9 protein-coding genes are annotated in these 15,699 nt (G+C 34.2%); 6 read left to right on the top strand and 3 right to left on the bottom strand.

Annotated elements, in window-relative coordinates; all coding sequences use genetic code 11:
• Nucleotides 1-80 precede the first annotated feature (80 nt).
• The 5 genes from ACJJVP_RS00775 (at nucleotide 81) to ACJJVP_RS00755 (ending at nucleotide 7,600) form a co-directional block, all read left to right on the top strand.
• Nucleotides 81-3,758, top strand: a complete 3,678-nt coding sequence (locus ACJJVP_RS00775) for a gliding motility-associated C-terminal domain-containing protein (protein WP_405410004.1) — start codon at nucleotides 81-83, stop codon at nucleotides 3,756-3,758.
• Nucleotides 3,759-3,801: 43 nt separating this feature from the next.
• Complete coding sequence (locus ACJJVP_RS00770) at nucleotides 3,802-4,728, top strand: type IX secretion system membrane protein PorP/SprF (RefSeq protein ID WP_405410002.1); 927 nt, start codon at nucleotides 3,802-3,804, stop codon at nucleotides 4,726-4,728.
• A 10-nt stretch (nucleotides 4,729-4,738) separates the two neighbouring features.
• Nucleotides 4,739-6,682, top strand: a complete 1,944-nt coding sequence (locus ACJJVP_RS00765; protein WP_405410001.1) for an OmpA family protein — start codon at nucleotides 4,739-4,741, stop codon at nucleotides 6,680-6,682.
• Between the two features lie 13 nt (nucleotides 6,683-6,695).
• The gene (locus ACJJVP_RS00760; protein WP_405409999.1) at nucleotides 6,696-7,091 is read left to right on the top strand and encodes a hypothetical protein; all 396 of its coding nucleotides are present in this window, start codon (nucleotides 6,696-6,698) and stop codon (nucleotides 7,089-7,091) included.
• A gap of 107 nt (nucleotides 7,092-7,198) precedes the next feature.
• A complete protein-coding gene (locus tag ACJJVP_RS00755; protein WP_405409997.1) occupies nucleotides 7,199-7,600 on the top strand; it encodes a TerB family tellurite resistance protein in 402 nt (133 codons plus the stop codon).
• On the opposite strand, the gene ACJJVP_RS00750 is transcribed toward ACJJVP_RS00755, so the two are convergent.
• Nucleotides 7,597-8,865, bottom strand: coding sequence for a DUF2254 domain-containing protein (locus ACJJVP_RS00750; RefSeq protein WP_405409995.1), 1,269 nt, complete (start codon nucleotides 8,863-8,865; stop codon nucleotides 7,597-7,599). The two genes, ACJJVP_RS00755 and ACJJVP_RS00750, sit on opposite strands and share 4 nt — an antisense overlap.
• 206 nt (nucleotides 8,866-9,071) lie before the next feature.
• Here ACJJVP_RS00750 and ACJJVP_RS00745 point away from each other — a divergent pair, with 206 nt between their 5' ends.
• The gene (locus ACJJVP_RS00745; RefSeq protein WP_405409993.1) at nucleotides 9,072-9,497 is read left to right on the top strand and encodes an Hsp20/alpha crystallin family protein; all 426 of its coding nucleotides are present in this window, start codon (nucleotides 9,072-9,074) and stop codon (nucleotides 9,495-9,497) included.
• Nucleotides 9,498-10,155: 658 nt separating this feature from the next.
• Here ACJJVP_RS00745 and uvrB read toward each other — a convergent pair.
• Together uvrB and ACJJVP_RS00735 are read right to left on the bottom strand one after the other, a co-directional pair.
• On the bottom strand, nucleotides 10,156-12,144 hold the full coding sequence (uvrB, locus tag ACJJVP_RS00740; protein WP_405409992.1) for an excinuclease ABC subunit UvrB: 1,989 nt from the start codon (nucleotides 12,142-12,144) through the stop codon (nucleotides 10,156-10,158).
• Between the two features lie 59 nt (nucleotides 12,145-12,203).
• Nucleotides 12,204-15,488, bottom strand: coding sequence for a T9SS type B sorting domain-containing protein (locus ACJJVP_RS00735; RefSeq protein WP_405409990.1), 3,285 nt, complete (start codon nucleotides 15,486-15,488; stop codon nucleotides 12,204-12,206).
• Nucleotides 15,489-15,699: the final 211 nt, after the last annotated feature.

Raw genomic sequence — 15,699 nt, 5'->3', positions numbered from 1 at the left:
TCGTAAAGTAGGATATATCGTATATGAAGTATAATTCATGGACGTTATAATTGTAAGAAAAAACTTTCAATTTTAACAATATGAAGAGAAAATACATAAATAGTTTTCTATTAATTTTAGTTTTCATTGTATTCTTAATCGGAATACAATCTGCCTTTGGGCAACAACAATTTGCGAATGTCATAACGAGTGAAAGCGATGTTGATAATTCAGGTCGCGCAATAGATGGTAGTTTGTTGTCAAGCGCTGTTGTAAATGCTAATTCAGGATTACTTTTAGGTCTTGGTTCATATTCAGGTCATATAGAATTGGCGTTTCCAAATGAAATACCTGCCAACCAAACAAGTTACATTCGCTTAGATACTGAAGATGATTTACTACCTTTTTTGTTAGGAGGTAACTTAGGTGGGCTTTTAGCAGATGTTGCCGGACTCGTAATTTTAGGTAATCAAGAATTCTCTGTAGATGTGAAGAATAATAATACTTCAATACTTCAAGCAGATTCTGGAATAGCAAATTCTTTTGCTGCAAATGCTGTAAGAGTAGTATCAAATAGTGATGGTGATTATTTTATGGCCGTTACCCCAAATGCAGCTTATAATAGAATAAACCTTGAAAATAGAGTTGGTTCTTTAGTAGGTTTAAATACACAAAAAGAGTTAAATGTTTTTGGTGCATTTACTGCTGATAATGCCAATACATGTTTAAATGTTGATTACACTTCTTTTGACGGGTCAGGTATTACGTTAGACTTGCTTGAATTATCAGGAGCAGGGGTTACAAATCCTGAGTTTGCCATTGATGACGATATAAATACATTTTCTGAATTAGGATTTGGTATTGTTAGTGTTGCGGCAAATATGAGCCAAACATTTTATTTGGATACACCTTCGGATTCAGATGACGTTTTTTATTTTACTATGGGTGTTGATCCATCGTTACTTCAATTAGGTGTTTTGAATAATATTCAAGTACTGGCAGATAATGGTACTAATGCAAATGTATTTTCTGATAATATTAATAATCTTTTAGACCTTGATTTACTTGGTTTGTTGACAGATAACGGCACTGTAACAATACCTGTTGAGCCAGGGGTTTCTATAGATAGAATTTCAATAGATTTAAGTTCTTTACTTGGAGTTAGTTTGGATCAAAAAATTCGAATTTATGATGTGTTCAGTGCACCAAAATCTCCTGAAATTGATCCTGATTCTGAAAATATAACTATTTGCGAAAGCTCTTCAGTTTCATTGATTGCAACTACCAATAATCCAGCAACAGAAGAATTGTTATGGTACGATGCAGAAATTGGGGGTAATCTATTAGCTGTTTTAGCTTCTGGTGAGAGTTTCGATACCCCTGTTTTAACAACCTCTACCTCTTATTATGTTTCTGCTCGTGAAATAGGTTGTACAGATGAATCCCCAAGAGTAGAAGTCTTGGTAAATGTTAGTCCAATACCTACCGCTACAGATATAGACATTGAAAAAGAAAATAATGATTTATGTGCTTCAGGTGAAGTTACATATGTTCCTTCTAGTGATATTTCGGGAGATTTTACATGGTATTTCGATGCAGATGGAGTAAACGAGATTACAGATAATGTGAATGTTAATGATGTAGTGTATAATATTGACGCTAATGGTGAACTTACTATTTCTGGGTTACAAGCAGATGTTACACCATATAGTATTTATGCCAAATTAACCACTACAGATGGTCAATGTGCAAACGAAGCAGGTGATTTTGCGGTATTGAATATAACTGGTGACGATTTAAATGTAGAGGCAAATATCGTTGTTGATACCATTATATCCCTTTCTGAATTATTGAACCTTTCAAATTCTAGTTCTGCAACTGTAAATTCTGAAGAAATATCTATTTGTGCAGGTACAAGTATTGATCTACTGACTACAATAGAAAATGAAACGGGACTAGAATTGAGATTTTACGATGCTCTTATCGGTGGTAATTTATTGGCTAACGTAAACTCAGGTATTCCTTTTAATACTGGAATATTAGATGAAACTACAGATTTTTACATTGGTGTAGCTCTGCCCGGTTGTTCTCAAGAATCTATAAGAGCAACTATAACTGTCAATGTTTTAGATATACCAACGGCAGCGGATATTGAAGTATCTGGTGCAGATGAACCTGTGTGTAGTTCTAATGATGTTGTTTTAGTACCTACTAGTGATATTGATGGCACTTATGAATGGTTTTTTGATATAGACGCTACAAATCAAATTCTAGATAATATGGTGGTGGGTGATGTAACATATACTATATCTGATACGGGTACTCTAACTATTAGTGGTTTAGATGAAGGAAGTTCTCCTTATGATTACTTTGTAAGATTGCAACAAGGTGTGGTAGACTGTACAAATGCCAATGGCGATCTAAAAGAGGTGAACGTAACAATAATAGACTCTAATTTTAATATTGATGCCACGCTAGATACTGTAATTACTGTAGAAGATGTTGTTGACGTAAATAATGATAATTCTAGTATTTCTTTGACCGGCTCTGTTACAGGTGATGTTAGTGAAGGAGACACCGTAACACTTAGGTTAAATGGAACTGATTATACAGGTACGCTAGATTCTAATTTAGATTATGATATTGATGTAGCTGGGTTAGATGCTTTAATCGATACAGATAATACCGTTGAGCTTAGCATGAATTCTGGATTATGTTCAGTAACTAAGCAATTACCGTTTACAATTCCTGAATTACCTACAGGAGATTTGACACAGGTATTCTGTGCATCTGATAATCCTACTATTTTAGATTTACAATTAGGTTTAGAAGATGGTGTTTTGTTCGATGCCCTAGTGGGCGGTAGTCTTTTGGGTAGTGATACGCCATTGGTTGATGGTGGAGTCTATTTTACAGGCTTGTTGAATTTACCAATAGATGTTTTTGCCCGTATAGCTATAACTGTTGAAGTTGTAAATGTAGATGCACCTACAAGTTCTCAAGAAACCCAAACATTTTGCGAATCTACTAGTCCTGTTATTGGTGACTTAGAAGTGAATCAAAATGAAGTAGTATTTTATGATAGTGCAGAGGGTGGTAATATGCTGAACCCTACAGATGTTTTGGTCGCTGGTAATTACTATGTTTCTAGAGTAGAAAATGGTTGTGAAAGTGCAGAAAGGTTACAAATCATAGCAGTTATTGAAGAAGATGAGCCTATTACCTTAACGGGTCAAACAGAGGAGGCATGTATAAGTTCTGAATCTTATTCATATTTCACTCAAAGTGGTGAGACCAATTATGAATGGAAAGTTGTTGGTGGTGTAATTACAGATGGTGGTACTTCTACAGATGATTACGTTACAGTAGTTTGGAACGAATTACAAAATACAAGTATTCAAGTTGCTTATTTGAGTACAGATACTTGTAGCCCTAATAAAGAACTACTTACCGAGATTGAAACAATGCGCTGTGGCGAGGTACTCGGAGCAGAATTTTGCCTAGAAGTTTACAATGAATTTTCTCCAAACTCAGATGGATTCAATGACTTCTTCGAAGTAGAGTGTATCACAGACTATGCGAACACTGTACGTATTTACAACAGAAATGGAAATTTAGTTTTTGAAACCCAAGATTACCAGAATAACTGGGATGGAATTGCTAATGTAGGTGGAGTTCTCAATAAGGGCGATCATTTGCCTGCTGGCACCTATTATTATGCTATAAATATTCCAGAGTTAAATAGAGATTTAGTCGGTTGGTTACACCTAGCTAGATAAAATCTAAATTTTAATTCATTCACACTCCCAAATAATAATCAATATGAAAAATAATATATCAATCATAAGAATATTTACCATGCTCGGTTTTGCATTCGTGACTATGGTAGGTTATGCACAACAGCGACCTCAATACACACAATACATGTATAATACACAAACGTTAAATGCCGGTTACACAGGTACTCAAGGTACATTGGCGGCGAGTCTATTATATCGTACACAATGGGTAGGCATTGATGGTTCTCCAGAAACCCAAAGCTTTTCTGCTCACGGTTTGGTAAAAGATAGAATAGGCTTAGGGCTTACTATAGTAAATGACAATATAGGTGCTTCTAATAATTTCGAAGTAAACGCAAATTTTGCATATCACATTAAAACCGGTCGATCTACAACCTTGTCTTTAGGTTTAAATGCAGGTATAGATATGTTAAGTGTAGATTACTCAAAAGGTAACTTTGCCAATGGTTTAGATCCTGTTTTTCAAGAGAATCTAAGTGAATTTAGGCCAATGGTCGGGGCCGGTATTTACTACTATGGTGCAAAATGGTACTTAGGGGCATCTAGTGCTAACTTATTAAATTCTCAGATTTATGATAGTGATGATGATCTAATTACAGAGAGAAAAAGTCAATACTACTTTATGGGTGGTTATGTTTTCGATCTTAGTGAGTCTGTCAAATTCAAACCTGCAGTACTAACAAAACATGTTGCGGGTTCACCAATTACAGTAGACGTTTCTGCAAATTTCTTATTACGTGAACGCTTAAGTTTAGGTTTGGCATACCGATATGATGATGCAGTAAGTGCTTTAGCGGGTTTTCATATTACAGATAAGTTTTTCTTAGGCTATGCCTATGATTATTCTACTACAGGTCTTGGTGATTACAATAGTGGTTCTCATGAAATAATATTAACCTACAATCTAGAAGGCTTGAAAAAGAGAGCCTTATCTCCAAGATTCTTCTAAAAATATAATTATGAAAATAAAATTACTACTTACATTCTTAGTATTGGGTTCGGTTTGTTTGTCTCACTCACAGACTAAAGTAACACGTGCAAATGAATATTTTACAAATTTTAAATATGATAAGGCTATAGAGCTATATACCGATTTAGCGACAAAAGATAAAAAGCCAGATGTTGCCATTATTCAAAATTTAGCAGATAGTTATTTTAACATGGGTGATTATACCAATGCAGAAAAATGGTATTCTAAGCTATACGTTTTAAAAGGTAGTGAGTTTGGCGAAAATAATATTATAAAACTGGTTCAATGCCTGAAGGCAGATTTGGATACAGAAAGGGCTAATGAAGTTCTTTTCTCTTATTATGAAGACCAAGATCGTTTGCAGATGATTTTGGCACAACAGAAGCATTTAGATAGTCTGTTACTAACAGATGTCAAATATCAAATGGATACTCTAAACTTTAATAGTCCAAAATCTGATTTTTCTCCTGCTTTTTATCTCGATGAAAAAATTGTTTTCTCTAGCACAAGAGATTCTGTAAAAGCGGGTGGTAAAGTTTACCCGTGGAACAATCAGCCCTATCTAGATTTATATGCAACAAGACCTATGGATGCAGGTTATGTACCTGAGAAATTTGCTGCGAACAGATTATCAGATTTTCATGACGCGTCTGTTGTTTTATCAAAAGATAAAGAGCGTATTTACATTACTAGAAATTATTTTAAGAAAGGTAAACTTGATGCAAATAAAGATGGGCTATCAAATATGCAGATTGTAAAAGGAAACGTATATAATGGCGAAGTCAATGATATCGTTGAACTTTCTATTAATGATAAGGAGTATTCGTGTGGGCACCCAGCTTTAAGTTCAGATGGCAGGTACTTATACTTTACTTCAAATATGCCAGGTGGTTTCGGTGGGTCAGATATTTATGTGGTAGCCTTATCAAGAGATGGTAGTGTCGTTTCTGAAGCTATGAATTTAGGTCCGGCAATTAACACTAATGGTAGAGAAATGTTTCCTTACGTAGTAAATGAGGTATTATATTTTTCTTCCGATGGTCATTATGGTCTAGGTGGGCTTGATCTATTCAAATCCAAAATTATAAGTAAAGATGAATATTCTTTGCCTATTAATATGGGAAAACCTTTTAATAGTAATATGGATGATTTTTCACTTATTATGGAGGAAGAATTTACTAATGGATATTTTGCTTCTAATAGAATGGGTGGCGTTGGTGATGACGATATTTACTCTTTCGAAAAAATGGCTCCTGTTGATTGTTTAACATATTCTGGTCAGGTATTGAATGAGATTACAAAAGAACCTATTCCTTTTGCAAATATTGAAGTAAAGAATTCGAAAGATGGATTAAGAGAAATTCTTTTGACTGATGAGCAAGGCAATTATGAAATTAATTTGCCATGCGATAGACAAAATAGATTAGTATTTTTTAAGGATAGATTCTCGAAAAAAACAGTAATGGTTACAACTACAAAAGAGCCACAAGATCCTTCGTTTGATAATGTTGTTTTCTTGACACCTTATGATATGATCGTAGAGAATGATGGGGAAGTTGAAAAAATAAAGGTGGACCCTATTTATTTTGATTATGATAAATCTGCAATTACTTCTCGTGCCGAAATCGAATTGAAGAAAGTACTTTTTGCTATGCAACAATTTCCAGACATGAGAATAAAAATAGAATCTCATACAGATTCTCGCGGTAGTGATAGTTACAACCTTCGCCTTTCAGATAGTAGAGCAAAGTCTACTAGAGATTACTTGGTAAGTCAGGGAATATCGCAAAATAGAATACAAAGTGCTAATGGTTACGGTGAAACCATGTTAATAAACAATTGTAGTAACGGTGTTAAATGTTCTGATCAAGACCATTTAGTAAACAGAAGATCAGACTTTATAATAATCGATGAAAATTTAGTTAGTAAATGAAAGAACTGAAAATATGAGGGAAAACGATGCTATAAAAATGAAAATCATCGCAGGTATGATTCAATCCTCAATGGTGAACAATGGTTTGGAGCAAATTGAATATGAATTTATTTGTTCCATAGGTGACCAATTAGGGTTGAATCATACTATTATAGATGAGTATATTAAAGAAGAAGAAATTTTTATTCTTCCAAGTAGTTTGGCTTGTAAAGTTATTCGTTTCTATAAAATGGCTATGAAAGATAAATGCGAACGTAAATGTTATTTTAAATGGGTAAGGCTTTTGTATAAACGAGGACTAACTATGGGGTTGCCCCAAGATGTTATTAAAAAGTTTTTATATGATCTGCACTTCTGTGAAGACTATTATCAAGGGGAGCGGTTAATTAAAAGTTTTTTGTCTAAATAAAATTTTTAAAAAGGTTAAAACCAGAATTATCAGGTTATCTGTATTAAAATAAATGAGCTTTTTTAACGTTTAAAAATTATTCCCTCAATATTAAATTACTGCTAATTATGCCTACGAATAAAGAGAAGTTAAGTATTTTATCTGAAATGATATCTTTTGCTAAAGTTAATAATGTGGTAAAGGAATCTGAATATGATTTTCTATTTTCGGTAGCTCAACAATTAGAGGTTAGCAAGAAAATTTTTGATGGTCTCTTTAGTTCTAATGTAGAGCATATAATTCCAAGATCACAGTCTGAACGTCTTTTACAATTTCATAGGTTAGTGTTGCTTATGAATGTTGATGATAATCAAGATATTAACGAAGTTAAAAGAATTTACGACATTGGTCTAAAAATGGGACTACCGCCTGGGGCAATTCAACAAGTACTTTCTATAATGCATAAATACCCTAATAAAGTTGTTCCGCCAGAGGTATTGATTTCTATTTTTAAATCACATTATAACTAAGACCAAGATATAAAGTCGGCATCTAATTTACCGAGGTCTCTTTTATTCTCGATATTAATATTGGCATCAGCCCTTAATTCATTTATTTCTTCTTCTAATACCTCTAGTTGATTAGAATTGATCACATGATTAGTAAGTGTTTTTAGCATGTGCATTAATTTACGCATTAACGTAATATCGTGTTTACAGTATTGTCTGTAGGTTGCCATTACGTTAAATAATATTTCTGAAAATTTTGAAGACTTAATACGAACCCAATTTTTTTGGTCATTTTCTGTAATGTATTCAAAGTCTGCCTTTCGCATTAAATCTAAGAAAAGTGAAGTTAAATAGTCAATGGTATTCAATGCGGTTCCCGGGTCATTTATTCCCGGTGACATTGCTTTAACGCCAATTTCTGAAATCTGTCTAAATCCATAAACGTAATTTTCTCCAATAAGCTCTTCGTGACTGAAAAGTAAAGTACCCATTATTTTCTTCTGTAATTCAATATTAATCGGTCTTTCAGTTTTGAACCCGATTGTACCATCTAAGATAAATTGCCCTTTGTGTAGTTGAATGATAACCTTAATTGAGTTTTCTTTACACAATTCGAGTAAATCATCATTAAGTATTCCGTAGAAGTAACCGGTTTCGGTAATTTTATATCCTTTCCAATAGTCTTGACTAGGAAACTCAAAGGTGTTCATTTCCTGTTCCTTTATAATTGATGCTATTTCAGATTTTGTTCTAGAGTGTATTGCAGTTAAAATATTACCTATTTGTATAGCTTGAGATATATGATGAATAAAATATATAAAAGCAGCTAAGCATAGAACAGTTAAAATAATACCTAGTAGTACTGAGAAGCCAGGTGTTTGATAAGAATTTTCAGTAGGTTCTATGGAAATAAGAATAAAAATGTTGTAAAGTATAGTGGCGATATAAAGACCCAATACAATTTGATGTTTTTGATCAGATATAATACCGGGTAGTATTCTAGGCGAGAAATTGCTAGAAGCTTGATTTAATAGCACCATAACCATAGAGAAACTGAATACCGTTAAAGAAATTAAACCGCCTATAAGAGTGCTTAGAATTGTTTTAGCGGTGTCTGTATCATCAATGACTAAAGCTGGAGCAACTTCCATGATATGTGCTGAAATATCTTGTTGTTCCAGGTAAATCATGAAAAAAGCTGTTAGCAACCCACCCAAGGAGATTATAGTGGGGAAAAAAGCAATTCTAGATTGAATGAGGTCAATAAAATTGGTTAGTCTATCCATTTTAATAAGTCTGTCATAAATCTAGCGATTGTTAGTTCGATATAATGGCTGATATACTAAAATTACATGCTCATATAATATAAAAATGCCATAATGACATATTTGTGTCTTAAAATAATGTCAAAGTGACATATAAAATGTGTTGGTATATAATTTGTTCTATTCAAATCGACTATTAAAATTAATTTATTTAAAAAGATATGTTTATGAGTTTAACTAAGAGAAATGACGTTTTGTTCCCGGCTTTAATGAATGAGATATTTAGACCGGACTGGTTTGGTGGCACTGAGAATTCACGTTCATCTGTACCCGCTGTGAACATAAAAGAAAATGAGAAAGATTTTGAATTAGAACTTTTTGTACCTGGTAGGGTGAAAGATGATTTTAAAATTGAAATTGATGATTCTGTTTTAACAATCTCTGCAGAAATTAAAGAAGAGAGTGAAGAGGTAAAAGAAAATTTTACAAGAAAAGAGTTTAATATCTCATCATTTAAAAGGGCATTTACCTTACCTGAAACTGTTGCAACAGATAAAATTGAAGCGACATACGAAGGTGGAATTTTGAAATTTAATCTTCCGAAAAAAGAAGAGGCTTTGCCAAAGCCAAAAAGAATGATTGAGTTAAAGTAAGTTTTAGTTACTAGGTTTTTTTAGGTTGGTTTGAGTTGTTTAGTTAAGTGCTTTGAGAAATCAAAGCACTTTTTTTGTTTTCTTTTTTTTGGTTTTTATGTTCTTATTTCGCGTTGAATTTGAACTGAATTGCATATCGATATAATTGTTCAATTAGCTCATATGAGGCTTTTTTTTTGGGAAGAATATTTGCGTTATGTTATTCTTAAATCGGTATTTTTATAATTGAAAATATAGGATTTTATTTTTAGGATAAAGCTTTAAATGTCTCCTTGTAATAATTCTTTAAAAGGAGTTTTTCTAGTTCTGTAAATCGAGTTTTAAGCTTTAAAACCTAACCCTTTTTGTTGGGTTGTAACTGCCAATTTTATTGTTCAAAAATTTAACGTAAATTCGTAATGTACGCTTGTATATTTTTTCTTTTTACAAGCTTTGTTTCCTGCTTAGAAATTTTAGTGATAGAGAAACTATAGTTGTTTTATGATTAAATGAAAAACAGCTAAAAAACACTTTTAAAATCTATTTTAACTAGAATAAATAAGATTTAGTCTTGTCTAAAAAATGTGTTTAATTAATTGTTTACCAGTATTTTATACATCTTTATGTGAACTTTAAATAGATATGTTTTTATTTTGTAATTGATTTCTAAAAATGTTTGTTATTCTTGCTCTTGCAATGATTTTATTTCGTCTCTCAACTTCGCTGCTTGCATAAAATCTAATTCTTTTGCAGCTTTTTCCATCGCCTTTCTTTTATCTTTTATGAGCTTTTCAATTTGCTCTTTTGTAAGATAATCCATGTCTGGTTCGGCAGCTCTAAGTTCCTCTTTTATGAAATGATATGTAGAGACTGAGTTCTTAGAAAGTACACTGTCCAAACTCTTGTTTAAAGCAGTTGGCGTTACGTTATTATCCGTATTATATTGTATCTGTTTTTGCCTTCTGTAATTTGTTTCGTCAATCGTTTTTTGCATGCTTGCAGTTATCTTATCTGCGTACATAATTGCTAGTCCATTTAGGTTTCTTGCAGCTCTACCCACGGTCTGTGTTAATGATCTATTACTACGTAAAAAACCTTCTTTATCGGCATCTAAAATTACCACTAAAGAAACCTCTGGTAAGTCTAATCCTTCGCGCAATAAATTCACCCCGATGAGCACATCAAAAATTCCCTTTCGCAGATCTTGCATGATTTCTACACGCTCTAGAGTATCAACATCACTATGAATATATCTACATCTAATATTGATTCTGTCCATATATTTAGCCAACTCTTCTGCCATCCTTTTTGTCAAAGTGGTCACTAAAGTCCGCTCATCTTTTTCAACACGAATTTGAATTTCTTCTACTAAATCATCAATTTGGTTTAGGCTTGGTCTTACCTCGATAATAGGATCTAAAAGTCCTGTTGGTCTAATTACTTGCTCAACATATACACCTTGACTTAATTGTAATTCGTAATCTGCGGGAGTAGCGCTAACATATAGAACTTGATTCTGCAACGCTTCGAACTCCTCAAACTTTAGGGGTCTATTGTCCATAGCGGCTGGTAAACGAAAACCATAATCTACCAAATTCACTTTTCTAGAACGGTCACCACCGTACATGGCATGTACTTGTGGTATGGTAACATGACTTTCATCGATTACCATTAAATAATCATCTGGGAAATAGTCTAACAAGCAGAATGGTCTAGTACCTGGTTGACGACCATCTAAATATCTAGAGTAGTTTTCAATACCTGAGCAATACCCTAGCTCACGTATCATTTCCAAATCGAAATTGGTACGTTCTTCCAATCGTTTGGCTTCTAAAGGCTTTGCTATGTCTTTGAAGTAGTCAATTTGTTTTACTAAATCATCTTGAATATTATGAATTGCGTTCTGTAATACGTCTTTCGAGGTTACGAACATGTTAGCAGGGTAAATGTTCAAGCTATCATATACCTCTATAATAGTATTGTTAAATGGGTCAAAAGCCTCTATTTCTTCTATTTCATCGCCAAAGAAATGAATTCTAAATGCGTGGTCGGCATAACTTGGGAAAACGTCTACAACATCTCCCTTAACCCTGAAATTCCCATTTTTAAAGTCTGCCATCGTTCTAGAGTATAACGACTGTACCAGTTGGTGCATCAACTTTGTTCTAGCGATTACTTGGTCTTTTTTGATGGAAATAACGTTCTTTTGAAATTCAATAGGGTTACCAATACCATACAAACAAGAAACGGATGCAATTACGATGACATCTCGTCGTCCAGATAATAGTGATGATGTGGTACTTAGACGTAATTTCTCAATATCTTCATTTATGGAAAGATCTTTTTCGATGTAAACTCCACTTGTTGGGATAAACGCCTCTGGTTGATAGTAGTCATAGTAGGAAACAAAATATTCAACAGCATTATCAGGAAAAAACTGTTTGAACTCTGAGTATAGTTGTGCTGCTAAGGTTTTGTTGTGCGCCAACAACAGTGTAGGTTTTTGAACTTCTTCTATTACATTGGCTACGGTAAATGTTTTACCTGATCCCGTAACACCCAATAAGGTCTGGAATTTTTCTTTATCATTAATACCTTTTACCAATTCCTTTATGGCATTTGGTTGGTCGCCAGTGGGTTTAAAATCTGATACAACTTTGAATTTCATCCTCTAAAATTACAAAAGAAGTGTCATTTAAAGGAGTTCGTTAAAAAGAATCGTGACTGCTATCGCTTTAAAGTAAAATGGCCAGAAATTATTACATTATTTTCTGCACTTTCAAATCGAAACCAATAATCTGAAGAAGGTAATGGTTTTCCGTTAAATGTACCATCCCAGGTATTGTCTAATGTATTTGTTTGAAACAGCAGTTGGGCATAGCGGTTGTATATAGTTAAGGTTCCTGTTGGTGAACAGTCATCTGTAACGGGAATATAATTGTCATTCACGCCATCATTATTTGGAGTAAAGAAATTTGGGAAATCTATAGTACAAAAAGTTTCTGTCTCAGGTTCTACTGTTTCTTCGCATAATAACGGATTTATCGTTATCGTAAAACTGGTTTCGTCAGAACAGGATACAGATTCAGAATAAATATATATGATTTGGGCGAGGATTATGATATCACCTGCAAAAAGCTCGGTACCTGTACCATTGGGTTGAGTAAAGTAGTTACTGTTGTTAAGTATGGGTAGTGTATAATTTTCACAAACTTCCACGTCATCTGGGTCATCTGCTATTGTAGGACTATCTATTTGAATAACGAAGCTATTCTCATCTGAACAGCCACTAGTACCGGCATATATATAAAGTGTTTGTGAAGTTGTTATAAGATCCCCTGCGTTTAATTGGGTACCGCCTGCATTGGTCTGCGTATAATAGAAATTATCCGCAGAAAGAACAGGCAGGGTGTAGCTCGCACATGCATTTACATCGGCAGAATCGTCTGCGGTCGGTGCCGTTCCTATTTGAATGTCAAATTCGTTTTCGTCAGAACAACCGGTTGTTCCTGCATACACGAAAAGTGTTTGTGAACTTGTTATAACATCGCCAGCATTTAGTTGCGTACCGCCTGCATTGGTCTGCGTATAATAGAAATTATCCGCAGAAAGAACAGGTAGGGTGTAATTCGCACATGCGATGACATCCGCAGGGTCATCAGCGGTCGGTGCCGTTCCTATTTGAATGTCAAATTCGTTTTCGTCAGAACAACCGGTTGTTCCTGCATACACGAAAAGTGTTTGTGAACTTGTTATAACATCGCCAGCATTTAGTTGCGTACCTCCGGCATTGGTCTGTGTAAAATAGAAATTTCCGGCAGAAAGAACAGGCAGGGTGTAACTCGCACATGCATTTACATCGGCAGAATCGTCTGCGGTCGGTGCCGTTCCTATTTGAATGTCAAATTCGTTTTCGTCAGAACAACCGGTTGTTCCTGCATACACGAAAAGTGTTTGTGAACTTGTTATAACATCGCCAGCATTTAGTTGCGTACCTCCGGCATTGGTCTGTGTAAAATAGAAATTTCCGGCAGAAAGAACAGGCAGGGTGTAACTCGCACATGCATTTACATCGGCAGAATCGTCTGCGGTCGGTGCCGTTCCTATTTGAATGTCAAATTCGTTTTCGTCAGAACAACCGGTTGTTCCTGCATACACGAAAAGTGTTTGTGAACTTGTTATAACATCGCCAGCATTTAGTTGCGTACCTCCGGCATTGGTCTGTGTATAATAGAAATTACCAGCAGAAAGGGCGGGCAGGGTATAATTGAGACAAGCATTTACATCGGCAGGGTCATCAACTGTGGGTAAAACACAACTAATAATTATAGTTATATCGTTTCTTTCTAAAATAAGGTCGGTTACAATATCACTAGTGATTTCTGCGTAATATACTCCCGCATCGGTAGCCTGTATATTAGTCAATGTAAGTGTAGGGCTATCGGGTGCACCTACAATGGCTACACCATCTTTAAACCACTGATAATGATTTTGAGATCCACTAACCGTTGTAGTTAGGGTTACATTATCACCAGTATCTTCGTTTAAAGTTAAAATATCATTAACCTTGGCTTGGGGATTATCACGAAAACCAGAAAAATTTGCATCGTAAAAAGGAAATTCACTTTCGAAATCACCGAATTGAAAACGATTTTCTGATATATTAAGATTTTGCGTAAAACCAGGTATTATAGTAAAATCGGGTACAGTACCTTCCAGTTGGTTAATGTTAACATTAAAATTAATGATATTGTTCCATTGGTTATAGGTATCCGGAATAGTTCCAGAAAATGCGTTTTCAAATACATTAAAATGAGAGAGATTAGTCCACTGGTCGTATGATGGAGGGAAATCACCACTTAATTCATTTCTAGAAACATTGAATGTTTCAAGATTTACCCATTGCGAAAAGTTTGGAGATAATGAACCGGTAAGATTGTTCGTGTCTGCTGAAAAGCTTTCTATTTGTGTGAAGCTTGAATAACTATCGGGAATAGTACCTTCTAAATCATTATTATACACTTCAAATCTTATAATGTTGGTCCAACTTGAATAACTTGCCGGTAGCGTTCCTGATATTAGGTTGTTTGCAACGCTGAAATATTCCATATTTACCAAGTTGAAAAGTGATTCTGGTAATGTGCCAGTAAGTGCATTGCCCCAAAGATCTAAAGTTGTTAAATTAACTAAGTTTCCATAAGAATCTGGTATAGAGCCGGTAAGACCACCTATAAAAGCATTGGTGTAAGACTTTAAACGAAGGATTTGTAGATTTGTTAATTCAGAATACTCCTCAGGTAAATTTCCATCTATTCGTGTGGATTGAATGGATAGTTCTATCAAATTTGTTAAGTTTCTCAATGAGACTGGCAGGTTTCCTGTTAGCTGTTGTTGCCCTAAAATAAGACTCCTTAGCTCTACTAAATTTCCTAAGCTTACTGGTATTGTTCCGGTAAGGTCATTATCAGAGAGATTTAGATATGTCAGGTTCACCAAATCACCATATTCAGGATAGATAGTTCCCGTAAAATTATTATCACCTAAATGTAATACCGATAATTGTGTCATATCAGTGATTTCTATGGGAATTGTACCCGCTAAATCATTATTCCAAACATTTAAATAAACTAAATTAGGTAGTGTTGTAATACTAACAGGAAGAGCACCTGTTAGTCCACTTGCCGATATATCTATTGTTGTTAAAAATTCTAAATCTGCTAATTCATCGGGTATATAACCTGACTGAATATTACTTGTATTTGCATTGTTAATAAGGTTCATATCCATCTCAACTACATGTCCATTGTCAACAGTTATACCGTACCAATCACTAGAGACATCTCCTGAAAAATCCCAATCATTATCCGGTATACCATCAGTTTGACTGCCCCATGTATCGCCATTTGTTGCGGTATAAAAAGCTTGAAGGGCGTCTTTTTCGTCTTCGGTTACTTGGGCTGAAAGTTTTCCAAAAATTCCCAAGATGATAACAAGGCTTAATAATTTTGACATCAATTTAAAATTACGATATTGAAAAAAGCGATTATAGTATTATTGGAGTAAGCAACAATTATTTTAAGTAAGGAGTTAAGATAAAGACTTTACTTGAGAATGTCTTAAAATCAACTTTTTAATAGATTAAATATATAAAGTAGCAATTTGTTGAGTAAAAAGATGATTTTTTAAATTTTTTGGTTAAAACCCATTAATTAGTCATGTAATT

Origin of the sequence: Maribacter sp. Asnod1-A12, assembly GCF_045063735.1 — a bacterium.
Classification (GTDB): domain Bacteria; phylum Bacteroidota; class Bacteroidia; order Flavobacteriales; family Flavobacteriaceae; genus Maribacter.
Note: the sequence above shows the minus strand (reverse complement) of the source record. Positions and strands in the feature narration are given on the sequence as shown.

What these genes read in the sequence shown, in the direction of transcription:
- ACJJVP_RS00775 (WP_405410004.1), top strand. Translation starts at nt 81, where the DNA reads ATGAAGAGAAAATACATAAATAGTTTTCTATTAATTTTAGTTTTCATT.
- ACJJVP_RS00770 (WP_405410002.1), top strand. Translation starts at nt 3,802, where the DNA reads ATGAAAAATAATATATCAATCATAAGAATATTTACCATGCTCGGTTTT.
- ACJJVP_RS00765 (WP_405410001.1), top strand. Translation starts at nt 4,739, where the DNA reads ATGAAAATAAAATTACTACTTACATTCTTAGTATTGGGTTCGGTTTGT.
- ACJJVP_RS00760 (WP_405409999.1), top strand. Translation starts at nt 6,696, where the DNA reads ATGAGGGAAAACGATGCTATAAAAATGAAAATCATCGCAGGTATGATT.
- ACJJVP_RS00755 (WP_405409997.1), top strand. Translation starts at nt 7,199, where the DNA reads ATGCCTACGAATAAAGAGAAGTTAAGTATTTTATCTGAAATGATATCT.
- ACJJVP_RS00750 (WP_405409995.1), bottom strand. Translation starts at nt 8,865, where the DNA reads ATGGATAGACTAACCAATTTTATTGACCTCATTCAATCTAGAATTGCT.
- ACJJVP_RS00745 (WP_405409993.1), top strand. Translation starts at nt 9,072, where the DNA reads ATGAGTTTAACTAAGAGAAATGACGTTTTGTTCCCGGCTTTAATGAAT.
- uvrB (WP_405409992.1), bottom strand. Translation starts at nt 12,144, where the DNA reads ATGAAATTCAAAGTTGTATCAGATTTTAAACCCACTGGCGACCAACCA.
- ACJJVP_RS00735 (WP_405409990.1), bottom strand. Translation starts at nt 15,488, where the DNA reads ATGTCAAAATTATTAAGCCTTGTTATCATCTTGGGAATTTTTGGAAAA.